Origin of the sequence: Sulfitobacter sp. HGT1, assembly GCF_013282155.1 — a bacterium.
Taxonomy (GTDB): Bacteria; Pseudomonadota; Alphaproteobacteria; order Rhodobacterales; family Rhodobacteraceae; genus Sulfitobacter.
Map to the genome: position 1 here is coordinate 42,528 of NZ_BLWI01000008.1, position 17,155 is coordinate 59,682.

Annotated in this window: 16 protein-coding genes and 1 tRNA gene; 1 reads left to right on the forward strand and 16 read right to left on the reverse strand. The window is 58.8% G+C overall.

Features of this window, described 5'->3' with window-relative positions; all coding sequences use genetic code 11:
• Positions 1-4: 4 nt before the first annotated feature.
• From HGT1_RS06435 to HGT1_RS06445, 3 genes are read right to left on the reverse strand one after another with little or no spacing between them, the layout of a single operon-like run.
• Entirely contained in the window at positions 5-262 is a 258-nt protein-coding gene (locus HGT1_RS06435) for an acyl carrier protein (RefSeq protein WP_176249116.1), read from the reverse strand.
• 35 nt (positions 263-297) lie between these two features.
• Positions 298-1,389, reverse strand: a complete 1,092-nt coding sequence (lpxD, locus tag HGT1_RS06440) for a UDP-3-O-(3-hydroxymyristoyl)glucosamine N-acyltransferase (RefSeq protein WP_176249117.1) — start codon at positions 1,387-1,389, stop codon at positions 298-300.
• Positions 1,390-1,415: 26 nt separating this feature from the next.
• Positions 1,416-3,002: a murein L,D-transpeptidase gene (locus HGT1_RS06445; protein WP_176249714.1), complete on the reverse strand. Its 1,587-nt coding sequence runs from the start codon at positions 3,000-3,002 to the stop codon at positions 1,416-1,418.
• Positions 3,003-3,360: 358 nt separating this feature from the next.
• Between HGT1_RS06445 and HGT1_RS06450 the strand changes: the two genes are divergently transcribed.
• A complete protein-coding gene (locus HGT1_RS06450; protein WP_176249118.1) occupies positions 3,361-3,930 on the forward strand; it encodes a DUF882 domain-containing protein in 570 nt (189 codons plus the stop codon).
• 101 nt (positions 3,931-4,031) lie between these two features.
• On the opposite strand, the gene HGT1_RS06455 is transcribed toward HGT1_RS06450, so the two are convergent.
• From HGT1_RS06455 to HGT1_RS06515, 13 genes are all read right to left on the reverse strand, one after another.
• Positions 4,032-4,475, reverse strand: a complete 444-nt coding sequence (locus HGT1_RS06455) for a YqaA family protein (protein ID WP_176249119.1) — start codon at positions 4,473-4,475, stop codon at positions 4,032-4,034.
• Between the two features lie 523 nt (positions 4,476-4,998).
• Positions 4,999-5,088 (reverse strand) — tRNA-Ser (locus tag HGT1_RS06460).
• 70 nt (positions 5,089-5,158) lie between these two features.
• The gene (locus tag HGT1_RS06465) at positions 5,159-5,878 is read right to left on the reverse strand and encodes an alanyl-tRNA editing protein (protein WP_176249120.1); all 720 of its coding nucleotides are present in this window, start codon (positions 5,876-5,878) and stop codon (positions 5,159-5,161) included.
• On the reverse strand, positions 5,875-8,208 hold the full coding sequence (locus HGT1_RS06470) for a DUF3772 domain-containing protein (RefSeq protein WP_255200117.1): 2,334 nt from the start codon (positions 8,206-8,208) through the stop codon (positions 5,875-5,877). The genes HGT1_RS06465 and HGT1_RS06470 overlap by 4 nt, the downstream gene beginning before the upstream one ends.
• Complete coding sequence (locus HGT1_RS06475) at positions 8,205-9,239, reverse strand: cysteine synthase A (RefSeq protein WP_176249121.1); 1,035 nt, start codon at positions 9,237-9,239, stop codon at positions 8,205-8,207. Before HGT1_RS06475 ends, HGT1_RS06470 begins: the two co-directional genes overlap by 4 nt.
• Before the next feature lie 14 nt (positions 9,240-9,253).
• The gene (locus HGT1_RS06480) at positions 9,254-10,387 is read right to left on the reverse strand and encodes an NUDIX domain-containing protein (protein ID WP_176249122.1); all 1,134 of its coding nucleotides are present in this window, start codon (positions 10,385-10,387) and stop codon (positions 9,254-9,256) included.
• Positions 10,388-10,391: 4 nt separating this feature from the next.
• A complete protein-coding gene (locus HGT1_RS06485) occupies positions 10,392-10,832 on the reverse strand; it encodes a TrgA family protein (RefSeq protein WP_176249123.1) in 441 nt (146 codons plus the stop codon).
• A gap of 31 nt (positions 10,833-10,863) precedes the next feature.
• Positions 10,864-12,072 carry a cyclopropane-fatty-acyl-phospholipid synthase family protein gene (locus HGT1_RS06490; RefSeq protein ID WP_176249124.1) on the reverse strand — a complete coding sequence of 403 codons (1,209 nt, stop codon included), beginning with the start codon at positions 12,070-12,072 and terminating at the stop codon, positions 10,864-10,866.
• A 70-nt stretch (positions 12,073-12,142) separates the two neighbouring features.
• Positions 12,143-13,564: a deoxyribodipyrimidine photo-lyase gene (locus HGT1_RS06495; RefSeq protein ID WP_176249125.1), complete on the reverse strand. Its 1,422-nt coding sequence runs from the start codon at positions 13,562-13,564 to the stop codon at positions 12,143-12,145.
• A 174-nt stretch (positions 13,565-13,738) separates the two neighbouring features.
• Complete coding sequence (gene acuI, locus HGT1_RS06500; RefSeq protein WP_176249126.1) at positions 13,739-14,731, reverse strand: acryloyl-CoA reductase; 993 nt, start codon at positions 14,729-14,731, stop codon at positions 13,739-13,741.
• A 106-nt stretch (positions 14,732-14,837) separates the two neighbouring features.
• A complete protein-coding gene (locus HGT1_RS06505) occupies positions 14,838-15,941 on the reverse strand; it encodes a dimethylsulfoniopropionate demethylase (RefSeq protein ID WP_176249127.1) in 1,104 nt (367 codons plus the stop codon).
• A complete protein-coding gene (locus HGT1_RS06510; RefSeq protein WP_176249128.1) occupies positions 15,942-16,451 on the reverse strand; it encodes a DinB family protein in 510 nt (169 codons plus the stop codon). It abuts the gene before it with no gap.
• Positions 16,448-17,155, reverse strand: a complete 708-nt coding sequence (locus tag HGT1_RS06515; RefSeq protein ID WP_176249129.1) for a DUF1326 domain-containing protein — start codon at positions 17,153-17,155, stop codon at positions 16,448-16,450. Before HGT1_RS06515 ends, HGT1_RS06510 begins: the two co-directional genes overlap by 4 nt.

The window sequence follows — 17,155 nt, forward strand, 5'->3', positions numbered from 1 at the left end:
GGTTCTAACCCTGCTCGGCTTTCAGACGTTCGATGCCCGCGACAATGCTGGCCACGCTCGAGATGTCGAAATCCGACGCTCCGGGCTGGTTGGCGTTGAACGGCACCGAGACGTCAAAGGCTTCTTCGATGGCAAAGATGCTTTCGACCACGCCCATACTGTCAATGCCCAGATCCTCAAGCGTGCTTGCCATCGTGACGTCTGATGGCTCCAACACGGCTTGTTCCGCAAGGATGGCAATGACCTGATCTTGAATGCTCACTCCGGGCTCTCCTTCTTATCTGTCCCCCTTGCGCGTTATGCATCGGCGTCGGGTTTGGACAATTCTTTCTTCAAGGCCGCAAAATCGCGCAGCAAACGGGGCAGACGCCGCAACGCTTTGTAGCTGTCGATTTGCTTGCTCATCTCTGTTGCGGGATAGCCCAGCATGGCCCGCCCGGCAGGCACGTTCGACATCAGCTTGGTACTGCCGCCCGCAATGACCCCGTCGCCCACAAAGATATTGTCGCTGACGCCGCATTGCCCGCCAAGCACGACATTGTTGCCAATGGTCGCTGACCCCGCGATGCCCACCTGCCCGCAAATCAGGCTGTTGGTGCCGATCACCACATTATGCCCAAGATGGACCTGATTATCCAATTTGGTGCCATCACCGATCACCGTGTCGCGGATGGTGCCACTGTCGATCGTACAATTCATGCCACATTCAACGTCGTTCCCGATGGTCACACTGCCAAGGCTGTGGATACGCGTCCATTGTTGCGCTTTTGTGTCACCGCGATCGCCGAGCGTCTTGCGGGTCTGTTCGACAGTGCTGGGTTCTGGCGTCACAAACGAAAACCCGTCGCCGCCGATACAGGCCCCCGGCTGCGCGATGAAATCATCACCAATGGTGACCCGCGCCCCGATGCTGACATGATCGCGCAGATAGGCGTTGCGGCCCAGTTGCGCATCCTTGCCGATGTGGCACTGCGGCCCGATCATGCTGCCCGCGCCGATTTTCACGCCCGCCGCGATGACCGTGAAAGGCCCGACCGACACATCTGCGCCCAGTTCCGCCGTGGGATCAATGACCGCCATCGGGTGAATGCCCGGCGCAAAGCCCTGTCCGGGGTCCATCATTTTCGTGAGGCCCGACATGGCATAGCGCGGGCGGTCCGGCAGGATCGCGGCCTTCAGGCCAAGCGCTTGCCAATCTGCATCGGGCCACAGCATTGCCGCCTGTGCCGTCCCTTCGGATAGGCTTTCGGCGTATTTGGGGCTCATCGCGAGGGCAAGATCATTGGGTCCGGCCTGTGCCGGCTCGGCCAGTTTTTCGATCCTAATCGAAGTGTCACCAACGGCTGTCGCCCCCAGTGACACGGCAATTTCTTGAATGGTATGGCGCATGGTTCATTCCCCTTGTCGGGGATGAATTAACCCTGAACAGCGCCCAATGCTACCCCTGCCTTGCTGAGCGCATCCCAGATCTTGGCGTCACGCCCATAGATATCGTCACGATACTGGGTATGCCCGCGCGGCGTGGTAAAGGCGGTGCGGTAGATCAGGTGGACCGGCAGTTCATTATCCAGATGCACAAATGTCTCGCGGCCCGTGGCCAGCTGCGCCTTGAAGAATTTCACCGGATCATCGACCTGAGCGGCCAGCAACGTATAGGCAAAATCAAACGGATCGGCCAGACGCACGCAGCCGTGGCTGAACGCGCGCACATCACGGGCAAACAGGTTTTTGGACGGCGTGTCATGCAGGTAGATGTTGTATTTGTTGGGAAAAATGAACTTTACCAGCCCAAGCGCGTTGCGCACCCCCGACTTTTGACGCATCCCAAAGGGGAAGTTGCGCGCATTATAGCGGCTGAAATTCACCGATCCCCGATTAACGACGCGCCCATTGCCGTCGATCAGATCAATGTGACCTGCCGCACCGGCGTTGCGCTGCATCGAGGGCAGATATTCCTTGGTCACGATTGACCGCGGCACCGTCCATGTGGGGTTGATAACGATATATTCCATCGTATCGGAAAATTCGGGCGTATGGCGGCCGTCTTCATTGGCCCCGACCACCGAACGCGTCTCGAAGGTGACCCGACCGTCATCAATCACGGCTGCGGTAAAGGCAGGGATGTTCACCAGAATATGCCGCGCGCCACGTTCCTTGTTCAGCCAGCGTTCGCGCTCCATCGCGACGATCACGGATTTCAAACGGGTTTCGACGCTTTTGTTGATCTCGGACATGGTGGCGGCACCGGCAACACCGTCGTCGTTCAAACCGTGGTCTTGCTGAAACGCGCGCACGGCTTCTTGCATGACCTTGTCATAGGTCATCGAATTGGAGCGTTTCAGATAGCCCATCGCGATCAGACGGTTGCGCAATGCGACAACCGCATTGCCTTGGGCATCGGGTTTGAGCGAGGGCGCAGGCACAACAGGACCCCAACCGCCCTTGGCCAGCAGCGCTTCCATCTCGAGCTTTTCGCGCATCAATGCGTTATATTCCAACGTCCGGGGGCGCAGGTTGCGCAAAAATGGCATCGGTTCGGATTTGATGAAATCCGCAATATAGGTCTGGCGGTCGCGATACGGGACTTCGCGCACGATTGAACTGTCGATGCGCGACGGGATCAGCACGCCGGTTTGCAGATCGCGGGCATATTGCAAGAATACCCGGGTCATCTCGACTTCGGCCAGGCCACGATCACGCGGGGTTTTGGCATTCTTCAACGTCGCCATCAGCCCGGTCGGATCATAGCGTGCCAGCGGCAACCCGTGTTTGTCTGCCGTTGTGATGGAAGCCATCAGTGCAGCGCGCCGCGCACGGTGGGTGTCTGACCCTTCGGTCCAGACCGCCTCGTAATCATGGGTGCGGTAATAGGCAGCAATATCGGCATCGCGCGCCGCAGCTTCGGCCACGGCTTGTTTAAAGGCGGTCACCTGCGCAAATACAGGTGCAGGCAAGGTGGAAATCAGAAGGGCTGTCGCAGCGGCGGCCAGAATGCCGGTCATGCCGCGCGTGGCACCTGCCACAGTTCCCAAATTTCTAATCATCGATTCCTCCGAAAGCCTAAAATACAATTGGTTCCGATAACGCGTGGAACCACTGGATTTTGTCCAATAACAATCCGTGTGATCACGCCATAAACCCTTGTAATGGTGCGTTTTGGCATCATTCGATGTGGCAAAAATGAGTACCCTCTTATCTGTTGCGCAAATTTTCGCCTAAAATCCTTGATAGATGGAACCATTCTGATTCAGCACTTGGTTAAGGAATCGCTCTATGGCATATAAGCGTTGCATCTGGGGACGATCGAGAAACTCCATGTAACATCATGGAAGATCAGGTATAATACAGGACGTTGAACGCATGAGTGGTACGAATTCTTCGGGCATGACCCGCCGCGCCCTGCTGGGTGCCTTCGCAGCGACAGCCGTAACAGCCGCACCGACATTCGCAAATGCAGCAGGTTTCCTGCGTGGTGCCGGTGACATCCGCCGCATCAAGATGTTTTCGGGTCGCACCGGCGAACGCATAGATATGATCTACTGGATCGAAGGCGAATATATCAAAGACGCAGTTAAGGAAGTGAACCATTTTATGCGCGACTGGCGCACCGATGGCGTCAAATCCATGGATTTGCGCACCGTCGACATTATGGCCGCCTCCCACAACCTTTTGGACGTGAACGAACCCTATATGCTGTTATCCGGTTACCGCAGCCCGCAGACAAATGCGATGTTGCGGTCGCGGTCTCGTGGTGTGGCGAAAAACTCGCTCCATATGCGCGGTCAAGCTGCTGATTTGCGTCTGGCCTCCCGGTCGGTCAACCAGATGGCAAAGGCTGCTGCGGCATGTCGGGGTGGCGGTGTTGGCCGGTATTCGGGCTCCAACTTTGTCCACATGGATTGCGGCGTGGTCCGCACCTGGGGTGGTTGAAAGATCACTCAACCCGTTGAAAACAAAGCGCCGAGAGGCGCTTTTTTCATGTCTGGCGGGTGCCGTCCACTGACCTGTCGCCCCGAAAACCTGTAAACATCTCAGGCCGGCCCGACAGGAAACCAGTAAACTGTGATCATCGCCAAGGCCACATAGCGCGCGCTTTTGCCGATTGTGACAATCGCCACGAACGACCAAAGCGGTTCACGCAACACACCCGCAATAATCGTCAGCGCATCCCCGACGATGGGCAACCAGCTGGCCAAAAGCGACCACCGCCCGTAGCGGTGATACCAAACCTCTGCGCGCGCCAGTTGCGCGTCATTGGCAGGAAACCAGCGTTTGTGTTTGAACCGCAACGCCACGCGCCCCAAGACCCAATTCACAACCGATCCCAACACGTTGCCCGCCGTTGCAACCACCAGCAAGATCACAAGCGAATGCTGGTTGTTCAACATCAACGCGACCAACAACGCTTCGGATTGCATCGGAAGAAACGTCGCGGCAATGAAGGCCGCCGAAAACAGGCCCAGATATCCGATCATCGGGCGGCCTTACCCACGCTCATCTTCACCCCGTATTCCAACGTTTTTACGCACCTCTAACACATTGATATCATGAACGGTTTCCCAACCCACCCACCGTAAAACAGCCTGGAAGATGTCACCCCTTGCACGCCCGCCTTGGGGCGCGGTGCGATTGAGCAAAAGGGATAAAGCCGGATCGACAGCCTGCGGAACCCGTCCGGCAAGGCCCTGCATTAGCGATAGAACCGTTTTGATGTCAAGAATTCTGTCCCAGAAACAAGGACGTGCCGACGCGATCACTGACCCGGATCAACAGACCCCACGATAAAATCCCAATCCTTGGGAATATCGCCCCTTGCATCAAACCTGAGCAGATCAATGCGCCCCTAACATTCAGCGCTCCATACAGGGTGGTATCTAAACACCAGCCCCCTAAATCGCGGTGAATCCGCAAAATACTTTACATTTTTCCATACAAAAAGAAATGCAGGCGAGAAATTACCGCCTGATTTCAATACGTCATCAATAAAATATGGGGTAATGGCGGACAGACAGGGATTCGAACCCTGGAGACGGTCTCCCGCCTACACACTTTCCAGGCGTGCGCCTTCGACCACTCGGCCACCTGTCCGTGAGGCGGTGTTTAGCGTGAGGTGCGGTCGGGGTGCAAGAGCTAAATCACCTCAATTTCAACATGATGACTAACCATCCAGATGAACGTAAATACGACGGTTTTGGCGGCCCTTCTTTTCGATCTTGCCCAGCACAAGCCCGCCGACTTCGCCTGTGCGCGCCACATGGGTGCCGCCGCAGGGCTGCAAGTCGATCCAGCTTGCCCCGTCGCCGATCCGGACCAGACGCACCTTTTCCGGGCCCTTGGGGGGCTTGACGGCCATCGTCTTGACCAACTCGGGTGCGGCTTGCAGTTCGGCTTGGGTGATCCAGCTTGTGCTGACACGCAGATCGGCCTCGACAAAATTGTTCAACACGGCCTCGATCCCTTCGCGGTCTTCCGGCGCGTCGGGCATGTCGAAATCCAGCCTGCCGTGGCGGGCCGAAATCTGCCCCCCCGTCACCCCAAAGGGCACGGCAACCGACAGCAGGTGCAACATCGTGTGAACGCGCATGTGTTTGTGCCGCCGGTCCCAGTCCAGAACCTGGGTCACATGGGTGCCGACCTCGGGCATTTGCAACGGCTCGGCGGGGACAAGGGCAATGTCATCGCCCTGCCCCTTGACCGTGGTGGCGATAGGCAGCCGTTTGCCATCCCAGGTCAACCAGCCGCTGTCACCGGGCTGACCGCCACCGGTGGGGTAAAAGATCGACCCATCCAGCACGATCCCGCCTTCCTCGGTGATTGCGGTGACAATGCCGTGGGCATCGCGTTGATAGGCATCTTCCAGATACAGCGCTGCGGTCATGTGTCGGATTTTCCTTTCAACGCCTCGGGATTGCGGAGCCATATGTCGCGCTGTGCAAAAGGCACTTCGATGCTCTCTTGGGCAAACCGGCTGGCAATGGCGTGGTTGATGTCGCTTTTGACCTGCATGATCCAGTTCACATCCCGCAAAAAGGCGCGAATTTCGAATTCCAGCGCATCCGCGCCAAAGTTCACGAACAATACATTCGGGGCCGGATTTGCCAGAACCATCGGTTGATCTTCGGCGATTTCACGCAAGATCGTCTCGACGCGCCTTGTATCGGTGCCATAGGCCACGCCGACCGGAATGATGACCCGGCCGACCGTATTGCCACGGGTAAAGTTGGTTACCGTGCCACTGACCAAATCGGCATTGGGGACGATCACGTCGGTGCGGTCAAAGGTCTCGATCCGGGTGGAACGCACGGAGATATCGCGCACATAGCCGCTTTTGCCACCCACCTCGATCCAGTCGCCCTCGGAAATCGGGCGCTCGATCAGCAGAATAATGCCCGAGACAAAGTTGCTGACGATGTTTTGCAGACCGAAACCGATACCAACCGACAATGCCCCCGCCACGATCGCAAGCGAGCTCAGGTCGATGCCCGCCCCGGTGATCGCAGCCAAGGCCGCAAGAAATATCCCCACATAACCCAGCCCCGACAGCAGGGCATTCTGCCCGCCAATGTCGATCTGGGTTTTCGGCAGCACGTTCGAGCGCAAGGTGCCCTGCAACAGCCGCGTCAACAGATACCCGACCGAGAAAATGATCGCAAAGGTCAGCAGGTTTGACGGCGAAATCCGTGTGTCTCCGATCGCAACCCCGCTTGCAAAGGTTGCCCAAAGCTCGCTCAGGTCAGTCAGGCGCGCGCCCCATAACAGCGCCAGAACGGGCATGGCCAGGATCAACAGGATCAGGCCGAAAAACACCGGCATCAGGGCCTCGCGGGCGGCGACACCCTGCCCCGTGATCGCGCCATACACATCCGCTGCAAAACGTTGCAGCGCCATCACAAGCCCCAAGACGACCAATGTGGTCACATAGGGCCGCAAGATTGCGTCGGACAGATCCTCGTAGCCAAAGGCAAACAGCAGCGGCGCCAGAATACCGATCGCCATCGCCCCCAAGCCCAGACTGCGCACCATCCGCGCAAGGGTCGAGCTGCGTTGCACCGTTTCAGGCTCGCTGGTTTCTTCCTCGGGGTCTTGATAGCTGCGCAGGATTTGTCCGACCCTGAACAGCGCAAAGCTGATCAGCAGCGCAAAGGGGAAAGCCACCACCGCAGTGGTCGCCGCCGTGGGCAGATCGAATTCAACAACCTTGAGGGTCAGGATCTGCACGATCATCACAATCGTGATGCCGTTCACATAAAACCGCGCCCTGCGCCGTTGTTCCTGATCCAGCAACAGCAATGCCTCTTCGTCATCGCGCGAGAATACCCTTTCCGATACCCAGCGGAACCCGAAGATAACCAGACCCAACACCGGCAACAGCCGGGTGATTTCGGTCCCGCGGACCCCCAGAAATCCGGTTTGACGGGCCGCGGTCGCAAGCAGGAATAGCCCCGCCAGCGGCAGGAAGATACGCAAGAGCGAGACAACAAACCGCCAGATGCCCAAACCGCGCGCCTGATGGTTGCGCAATCCGGTGACCATCATCACGGCCCAGCGACGCCCGCGAAACAGCAACAACAACCCCAGCAGGCTGCTAAAGAACACCAAGGGCAGGTTTTCCCGAAGTGCCGTGAATTTCTGCGCGTTGCTCACCTCGCTCCGGTCGATCCACATGGCCCCAAAGGCGGCTTCCAGATCTTTCAGCGCCGGTGCCCAATGTTGCGGATTCAACGGTGACGGGGTCGTTGTCAGCAGCTTTTCGGTCTGCCGGGTGCGCACGATCTGGTCGATCTGGCGGACCAATCCGTCGGCCCGCAGATACTCACGCTCCGCGATCTGGACTGGCACCAACAGCGCGTTGAGCTGCTGGTTCAAATCCGCGCGGGTCTGGGCCAGTTCGGGGGCCTCGGGTTCGGCGTTCTCACCTTCGGGCGGGGCACCAAGGGCCGCGATTTGACTGCGCAGCGTTGCAATACGCTCCGAATTATTCTGGCGCGCCGTATCAAATTCCGCCCGGAAGCCGACGATGCGCGCGCGCAACGTCTCAAGCACCGTGTCGCTGGCGGTCTTTTCATCCACCACCGTCTCGGCGCTTGTCGCGACGTTTTCCCAGCGATTAATATTTTGGGACGGCTCGTCTTGTGCGAATACCGCCCCGACAGCCAGCCACAACCCAAGGCACAGCCCCGTGAACAGCGCGCGCATGGTCAGTGTCATTGGTCCTCAAAAACGCCGGGGATGGATTGTGGGGCGCGGTCCAGCCAGCCCGGAACCGGCAAACCTTTTTCCCGCAGGAATTCGGGATTGAACAGCTTGGACTGATAGCGCGTGCCGAAGTCGCACAGGATGGTCACAATGGTGTGGCCCGGCCCCATATCGCGGGCCAGACGCATGGCACCGGCAACATTCACGCCGGACGACGCGCCAAGGCACAGCCCTTCGTGCTGCAACAGGTCGAACACGATCGGCAAGGCTTCGGCATCATGGATATTATAGCTGAAGTCGGGGGTGAACCCTTCGAGGTTCTTGGTGATGCGCACCTGCCCGATACCTTCGGCGATAGACCCGCCTTCGGCCACCAGCTCACCCTTGGTATAATAGCTGTGCAGCGCCGCGCCATCGGGATCGGCCAAGGCGATTTTCACGCCCTTGGGCTGCAACGCCATGCCAATGCCCGCCAGCGTACCACCGGAACCGACTGAGCAGCAGAACCCGTCGACCTTGCCACCGGTTTGTTCCCAGATTTCGGGGCCGGTGGTTTCAATATGCGCCTGACGGTTGGCCACGTTGTCAAACTGGTTGGCCCAGATCACACCTTCGTTGGTGCTGCGGGCCAGTTCATTCGCCAGCCGTTCGGAATAGCGCACAAAGTTGTTGGGGTTGCGATAAGGCGCGGCCGGCACCTGCACCAGCTCGGCCCCGGCAAGGCGCAACATGTCCTTTTTCTCTTGGCTTTGGGTTTCGGGGATCACGATCACCGTCTTGAACCCCATCGACGCGCCGACCAGCGCCAGACCGATGCCCGTGTTGCCAGCCGTCCCTTCGACGATCGTGCCGCCCGGTTTCAACGTGCCCTTTGCAATGGCATCGCGAATGATAAACAACGCCGCACGGTCCTTGACCGATTGACCGGGGTTCATGAATTCGGCCTTGCCGTAGATCTCACAGCCGGTTGCCTCGCTTGCCTGACGCAAACGGATAAGGGGTGTGTTGCCAATGGCTTGCGCCAGATCAGATGCGACGTGCATGGGGTGCTCCTAATTCAAGTTACATCAGGTGTAGCCTCGGGGGGGGCCAACCTCAAGCGGTCGCGGTGCCGTGCAAGCCAATATGCAGCAATCACCAGCGGCGCATTGGCGGCTTGTTGCGTATCCACCATCGCCATCAGATCCTCAAAAGACATCAGATGCGACCGGATGTCCTCGTCTTCGGTGTCCAGCCCGCTGACGCCGGTGGATTTGTCCGGCAGGTCGGCAAGCCCCACGTAGATATAGAAAAATTCGGTGGAATCGCCCGGTGACGCATAGACCTCGGCCACCAGTTCCAGGGAATTGAAGGTTATCCCCGCTTCCTCGGCGGCCTCGCGGTGCGCGGCCTCTTGGGGGGTCTCGCCCGGATCGACACGGCCTGCGATGGGCTCGAACTGCCAAACCGCTGTGTCACCCCGCGCAATCGGCCCCATGCGCAACTGTTCCACCAGCATCACGCAGTCGCGCTGCGGATCATAGGGCAGCACAAGTGCCGCATCCGACGCCACAAACACCGCGCGCTCCAGCACCTGCGTCATGGTGCCATCAAACCGTTCATGTCGCAGCTGGTATTCGTTCAGCGCAAAGAAATTGGTGTAAACGCGGTCGATCCGCTGCACATCAACAGTGCCATCAAATGTCCCTGCCCCGTGTCTGGACTGCGCCGCATTTACCATCGCCGCGGCCCGTGTGCGGATCATCGGGAACATCCTGCCGACCTGTGTCACGGAATATTTGCCAAAATAATCCATCACCTCGCGCGCGGCAAAGCAGCTCAGCGCGGCCCAGTCCTTTTCCCACTCGGCCAGATCCCAAGGCGCGGCTGTTGTCCATACCCCCGGCGTCGGGAAATAGACCTGTGCGCGCTGGCCACCTTGCAGCGTCACATCGCGCAGATCATAGGCAAAGCTGCCCTCGTAGAAATCAAGCCGTGCAATATCGGTGTCGCTCAACCCTTCGACCAGCAGCCCCTGGGTGACCGCGCCGGGCTGTTCCACCACACAAGGAAACGGCCCTTCGGCCACGGCAAGTGCGGCATGATCCGCCAGCCCTTGCGGCGTGAGTGCGATGTCGGCCGCCGGACGGCCCAGCACGATCTCAAGCAGTGGAATATGCCTGAGAGTGCCGTAAAAAAACAGATTTTTCATGGAGTTAGGGCCATTTTCTTTCGGCATAATTGGTCGCGATACCGCTGATAATGCCCCCGACGATCAAGGCAATCCCAATCGGCACTGTGGCCATCACCAGCAAGTATTCCGCGCTGATCGTCAAAACCGCCAAAAGCGCCTCGCCCATGCCGTCATAGCGGCGCTGCATGGACAGGTCGAGCATCCGGATCACCGCATGGGTCGCCAAGCCCCACAACACAAGCATGAACGCGCCTGTCAGCCCGTTGGTAATGCCCGCGCCCATGCCATGCCCCGAGCGCGGGGCCATAATGACCCAGCCCACCAACGCCCCGACTGCCATGTTGATCGGCACGAAATAGCCAAATTCAGACCGCTCCGGCATGAGCGGCATAATCATCTGAGACACAACAAAAGCTAATGAAGCCAGACAGAAGGCGGCCATCAATTTGGCAGCAGTGGGCATTGAGTGCTCCTTAGCTCACAAGGTTGCGCTGTCAAACACGGCGCTTCACCGTGATTTGTGTCACATCACAATTGCCACTGTCAAAGGTTGAAGCACAGGAGGTCAGGTAGAAATTCCACATCCGCTTGAACCGCTCGTCAAATCCCATAGCGGCGATATCGTCCCATTTTTCATTGAAGGTCTCATGCCACCGCCGCAAGGTCAGGTTATAGCTCTTGCCGAATTCGATTGATTTCTCGACCGCAAGCCCGGCTTTTTCCACCTGTTGACGCAGCACTGTGGGGCTGGGCAACATGCCCCCCGGAAAGATGTATTTCTGAATGAAATCAACGCCTCGCTTGTAGACCTTCCAGCGGCGGTCCTGCACGGTGATAATCTGCAGGGTCGCCAGTTTTCCAGGTTTGAGTCTGTCGCGTAAGGTGTTGAAATAAGACGGCCAATACTTCTCGCCCACGGCTTCGAACATCTCGATGCTGGCGATCCCGTCATAGACCCCGCGTTCGTCCCGGTAATCTTGCAACTTGAGCTCTACCAGATCGGAAAGACCAGCCTTTTCAATGCGTTCTTTCGCGTACTTAAACTGTTCCTTGCTGATGGTCAGGCAAGTCACCTTCAAACCACGTTCTTTTGCGGCATATTCGGCAAATCCCCCCCAGCCGCAGCCGATTTCCAGCACATGATCGCCCGGTTCAACGCCCATCTGGTCGACCATCGACGCGTATTTGGCAGTTTGCGCCGCCTCAAGCGATTGTTGCGGGCCGTCCTCGAACAAAGCGCTGGAATAGGTCATCGTGTCATCCAGCCACAATTTGTAGAAATCATTCCCCAAATCATAGTGATAGCTGATGTTCTTGCGCGCCTGCTTCTTGCTGTTGCGCTGCAGCCAGAACCGCAGGGATTCATATTTGCGCACAAGCCCCATGCCGGGAAATGAATCGTAGATATCTTCGTTGGCGTGAACCACGTCCATGAACGCCTGCAAATCCGGCGTGCTCCACCAGTCATCCAGATAGGCATCACTAAAGCCCAGATCCCCGTCGCGGATCAGCCGCGCGAACAGATCCGCATTGTTGATATGGATTTCGGCCACCGGAAACGGATCAGCCCCCTTGGCCCTGAACCGCCGACCGTCAGGCAAGACAAAATCCACCTGCCCCTTGTGCATCTCTTGTGCCATCGCAAACACACGCGCAAAATATCTGGGAAGGGATACTTGTCCTTCGGTACTGGTTAAAATCATTTCAGGCTCCCTGAACGCGGATTTAATCGCGGAATTAAAGTTTAAGTGCACAACGCACGTTCACCAAGCGTTAAAAGTTTCGGTTCTTGTACAGATCAAGCGCGCGTTCGCGCCCCTTGTCCAAAGCGATGATCCGGTCGGGATAATCATCGTCAGGCGACAGGTTCCAGCGCTGTGGCACGGCGTCGAAAAAGGCCAGCGCATCCTTGTGCGGCTTGGCACGGCCTTCGGCGATCCAACGGCTGGAATAATCGCGGTTCTTGTCAAATTTGTCCAATTGCGTCTCGGGGTTGAAGACACGGAAATACGGCGAAGCATCCGGCCCCGACCCTGCTGCCCATTGCCAACCCATCGCATTGCTGGCGGGGTCCCAATCGATCAAGCAGTCCTCGAACCATTTTTGCCCGATACGCCAATGACACATCAGATGTTTGGTCAGATAGCTGGCCACGATCATGCGGCCACGGTTGTGCATCCGCCCCGTCACATAAAGCTCGCGCATGGCGGCATCGACAAAGGGCTCGCCGGTGCGGCCCTGTTTCCACGCCTTGACCTCGGCCAGCCGTTCGTCCTCGTTCCAGGGAAAACCCGCCCATTCCTCGCGCCAGTTCTGATCCAGAATGCGCGGGGTGTGGTGCATCAGATGATAGGCAAACTCGCGCCACACGAGCTCCTTAAGAAAGGTTTCCGCCCCTTGCTTCCCATCATGCAAGGCCCGTTGCCCCGCATGCCAGCATTGCTGCGGGCTGATTTCACCCAGCGACAGGTTTTCCGACAGGTTCGATGTACCATCCACCCCTGGCAGATCGCGGTTCTGCTTATATTCGGCCACCCCATGGGCCATGAAAGCCCCCAGACGGGACTGCGCTGCCTTCTCGCCCAGCTGCACAAAGGGCCGCACCACATCGGCCCCGCGCCGCATCTGCGCGCCCATGTTCCAGTCATCCAGATCGTCGCTTTCAGGCCATTGCACAGGCGCTTTCAAGTCTGACGGTGCCGCCAGCGGCGCATCGACGCCCCTGTTCTTCACCGCATTCCAGAAGGGCGTGTAGACCTTGTAATAGCCGCCGGTCTTGGTCTCTACCGTCCAGGGCTCGAACATCAGATGCCCGCCAAAGGACCGCGCATCGACGCCCGCCTCTTTCAGCGCCTGCTTGACGCTGCTGTCGCGTTCAGTGGTTTGCGGATCATAAAGCCGCGACCAATAGACCGCCCCCGCCCCGGTCTGCGCGATCAGCTCTTGCAGCACCGCAAGCGCATCGCCCCTGCGCAACACAAGCTGGCTGGATTTGTCCCGCAGCGCCCCGGCAAAGCTGCCAACCCCCAGACCCAAACGCCACTTCGGCGCGGCGGCAAGCGCCTCAACAAGGCCATCGTGGATGAAAACAGGGATCACAGGACGGCCCGTTTGTGCCGCGGCATGTAACGCGGAATGATCGCTCAGCCGTAAATCGCGGCGAAACCACACAAGGATCGGGGATGTATCAGACAAGGCAAAACTTCTTTGTTAGGTAAGATGAGACATAGCCCAACGCCCCCGCTTTCAAGGAGAATTTCGCATTTTCGGCAAAATTCCCGTCGTGCCCGTTTTTGTCCTTGAAAAAGAACGGGCCGCATCTTTTGAATGCGACCCGAAGTGGCGTCAAACTCTGTCAGGATGCGCCGCCTAGCCGTTTACATCCACAACAACGCGGCCCCGTACCTGCCCGGCCAGGATGTCCTTGCCCAACTGCGGCAAATCCTTGAGCGTTGCCGGCACGACCATCTCCTCTAGCTTGGCCATCGGCAGATCCTTTGCGATCCGCTCCCAGGCGCGCAAGCGGTTCTCATAGGGCTGCATCACGGAATCGATCCCCAACAGGTTCACGCCGCGCAACAAGAACGGGATCACCGTCGCAGGCAGACCGGCACCGCCCGCCAAACCAACCGCCGCAACCGATGCACCGTATTTCATCTGCCCCAGGACCCGCGCCAGCATCGCGCCACCGACGGCATCAATACAGCCCGCCCAGGTTTCCCCTTCAAGCGGGCGTTTGACGGTCTCGTTGATCTCTTCGCGTGCAACGATCTGGCTGGCCCCAAGCGCCTTGAGGTAATCCGCCGTCTCGGGGCGTCCGGTCACAGCGGCAACCTCGTGGCCCAATGCAGCCAAAATCGCCACAGCGACCGACCCGACACCACCCGCAGCACCGGTAACCAACACAGGCCCATGTCCGGTTTTCAGCCCGTGGTCTTCCAACGCCATCACCGCCAGCATCGCGGTAAAACCCGCCGTGCCGACAGCCATGGCCTGACGCGTATCAAGCCCCTCGGGCAATGGCACCAGCCAGTCGGCCTTGACCCGCGCCTTTTGCGAATACCCGCCCCAATGCGCCTCGCCCACGCGCCAGCCGGTCGAAACGACCTTGTCGCCGGGCTTGTAGCGGTCATCATCCGACGCCTCGACCGTGCCTGCAAAATCAATGCCGGGAATATGCGGATATTTGCGTACCAAACCGCCGCCCGGCCCGATGCACAAACCGTCTTTATAGTTCACCGTCGAATATTCCACCGCAACCGTCACTTCACCCGCTGGCAGCTGGTCCAGATCAATCTGCGTCACCGCCGCAGAGGTCTTGCCGCTCTCTTCGTCCTTGGTCACCATCAACGCATCAAACATAATCTCTCCTATCCGGGTCACATTTCGTCACCCTTTTCATTTTGCCAGCTAAACTCCGGGGAGCCCGAGGGGCTGGCCCCTCGGTCCCCAACTCTGATCCAGACGCTTACGCCCAGAAATTCTCGCGCACGACCGCATCGCGCAGACCCTGGGGCGTGCGGACCTGCACCTCGCAGCCGTCGTCCCAATGGGTCATCCGCACCATGCCAATGGCCACATTGGTCTTGAAATCCGGCGAATACGCAGCCGAGGTCACTTGCCCGACCTTCTTGCCCTTCACTTCGATGTCCCACGCCCGATCACAGGGCGGCACCGCATCGCCCGGGATATCAATCGCGCGGACCTGCTTGGTGGGGCCTTCCTTGGCCACCCGCAACAGCGCGTCGCGGCCAATACAGCCGATCGCCGTCTGGGTGTCGCAAAACCGGCCCAAGCCGCATTCATGGGGCGTGTTGTCGTCGGTCATGTCATTGCCATAGCTCAGCAATCCCCCCTCGACACGCTCGATCCCGTTGGGGCAGCCCGCGCGCACATCCAGATCGCGCCCGGCCTCCATCAGCGCGTTCCACAGCGGCATCCCCTTGTCTTCGCCATCGACGTAAATCTCGAACCCGCCCTGTTTGGAATAGCCCGACCGCGCGATGGCCATCGACCGCCCCTCAAAGTCGAACATGCCAAAGCGGAAGAAACGGATGTCGCGGACCGCGTCGCCGAAAACCCGTGCCAGCAGATCATCGGCCTTGGGGCCCTGAATGGCCAGCGGGCTGATATCGGGTTCGTCGATCAGCACATCCAGCCGGTAGCCGTTGGCGATCCCCTTGACCCAGAGCATCAGATCGCTGTCGGCAATGGAAATCCACCAGCGGTCCTCGGCCAGTTTCACCGCCACCGGATCATTCAGCATCCCGCCGGTTTCATCGACGATCGGCACATAGAAACACCGCCCCGGCAGCATCCCGCGCAGATCGCGCGGCGTCAGCATCTGCATCAGCTTTGCCGCATCCGGCCCGCGCAATTCGACCTGCCGTTCGCAGGCCACATCCCAGACCTGCACCGCCTCTTTCAGGTGATGGTAATCTTCCTGCACGCTCTTAAAGACCGTGGGCAGCAGCATGTGGTTATAGACCGTATAAGCCGATACGCCTGCGGCTTCGACGCCTTCGGAAAACATCGTGCGCCTGATCCGGCGCGATGGGGAAATGAGGGCCATTTATGCGGTCTCCGGCAGATAGATGATGTCACTGACAGGTGCCGCTTCACCGGCGGCAGTCAGCATGGCGTGGATTTGACCCCGATGGTGGGTCTGGTGGTTGAACAGTTGTACCACAGCAAGACCGATGGGCAGGCTATAGGGGTCGCCTCCGCTGGCGGGCACACAGTGCAGATCCCCCAGCAGGTCCAACTCGCGCAGGGCCCCTGCCCAATGGCGGATTTTGCCATCCACCCGGTGCCGGTCTGCGGCCCAGGCCCGTGCGTCCTTGTGCAGTTTGGGCCAGTTGTCAAACGCCTCGAAGGGCGGCTCCGTCGACGGGTCAAACCGCGACATCCACAACATGTCCCCACATAGCAGATGGTTCGCGGTGCCAAGGATCGACCCGAAAAAGGCCCCGCGATCCTTGGTCAATTCGGCCAATGGCATGTCCAGCAACAGCGGCATCAACTGGTCGTTCTGCCAACTGTTATAGCGCGCCATTGTCCGGACATAGCCTGTGTTTATCATGGGTTGGGGCCCTGCCAGTTGATCGGGCAAATCTCGGCTGATTTGCCGCCGAAATCCCAGACGCGACCGTAATCTCGGACCTTCGATTTCAGCCCGCGTGCCGCGATAATATCCGGCCCCATCCAGTATTTCGAATTCGAGATCATCACCGGATGATCCGCCGATTTGCCCGCAATCATCTCGATCTCGCCGGCGATCTTGCGGCCGATCTGGATCGACCGTTTGGTACCGTCGCGGATGATTTTCACAGGGGCGCGTTCGGCCCCGATGATCTCGGATACCAGCATGGTGAACAGGCCCGTGGTGCCGCCCGCCGCGCCGGAAAAGATTTGCAAAAGCCCGTTATAGGCTTTGCCACTGGCGTTTTCATCGACGTAAGCCGCGACTTTCCAGTTGCCTTCGCCCATGCGGCCCGGAATATCGACCAGCAGGCCCACGTTCAGCCCCGACAGGTCTTCGCCCTCGTAATGGCCCTCGTCGATGGCAATGGCCATCCACGCGTGGCAATGCCCCTCTGTGGGCGGGTGTGCGCCAAGGCTGACAACACAGGGGCAGAACATCTCGCACGAGCAATTGAGGAACAGCTCGCCCTTGATCTGCCAGTTTGTCGGGGTCGCTTCGCGGCGTTTGGGGTTCGGCATCCGCTGGTCGATCCGCTGACTGATCGGCAAACGGTCTGCATCGGCTCTTTTGTTGGTCGCCAT

What these genes read in the sequence shown, in the direction of transcription:
- HGT1_RS06515 (WP_176249129.1), bottom strand. Translation starts at nt 17,155, where the DNA reads ATGGCGACCAACAAAAGAGCCGATGCAGACCGTTTGCCGATCAGTCAG.
- HGT1_RS06475 (WP_176249121.1), bottom strand. Translation starts at nt 9,239, where the DNA reads ATGCACGTCGCATCTGATCTGGCGCAAGCCATTGGCAACACACCCCTT.
- HGT1_RS06490 (WP_176249124.1), bottom strand. Translation starts at nt 12,072, where the DNA reads ATGATTTTAACCAGTACCGAAGGACAAGTATCCCTTCCCAGATATTTT.
- lpxD (WP_176249117.1), bottom strand. Translation starts at nt 1,389, where the DNA reads ATGCGCCATACCATTCAAGAAATTGCCGTGTCACTGGGGGCGACAGCC.
- HGT1_RS06450 (WP_176249118.1), top strand. Translation starts at nt 3,361, where the DNA reads ATGAGTGGTACGAATTCTTCGGGCATGACCCGCCGCGCCCTGCTGGGT.
- HGT1_RS06510 (WP_176249128.1), bottom strand. Translation starts at nt 16,451, where the DNA reads ATGATAAACACAGGCTATGTCCGGACAATGGCGCGCTATAACAGTTGG.
- HGT1_RS06505 (WP_176249127.1), bottom strand. Translation starts at nt 15,941, where the DNA reads ATGGCCCTCATTTCCCCATCGCGCCGGATCAGGCGCACGATGTTTTCC.
- HGT1_RS06465 (WP_176249120.1), bottom strand. Translation starts at nt 5,878, where the DNA reads ATGACCGCAGCGCTGTATCTGGAAGATGCCTATCAACGCGATGCCCAC.
- acuI (WP_176249126.1), bottom strand. Translation starts at nt 14,731, where the DNA reads ATGTTTGATGCGTTGATGGTGACCAAGGACGAAGAGAGCGGCAAGACC.
- HGT1_RS06470 (WP_255200117.1), bottom strand. Translation starts at nt 8,208, where the DNA reads ATGACACTGACCATGCGCGCGCTGTTCACGGGGCTGTGCCTTGGGTTG.
- HGT1_RS06485 (WP_176249123.1), bottom strand. Translation starts at nt 10,832, where the DNA reads ATGCCCACTGCTGCCAAATTGATGGCCGCCTTCTGTCTGGCTTCATTA.
- HGT1_RS06480 (WP_176249122.1), bottom strand. Translation starts at nt 10,387, where the DNA reads ATGAAAAATCTGTTTTTTTACGGCACTCTCAGGCATATTCCACTGCTT.
- HGT1_RS06455 (WP_176249119.1), bottom strand. Translation starts at nt 4,475, where the DNA reads ATGATCGGATATCTGGGCCTGTTTTCGGCGGCCTTCATTGCCGCGACG.
- HGT1_RS06445 (WP_176249714.1), bottom strand. Translation starts at nt 3,002, where the DNA reads ATGACCGGCATTCTGGCCGCCGCTGCGACAGCCCTTCTGATTTCCACC.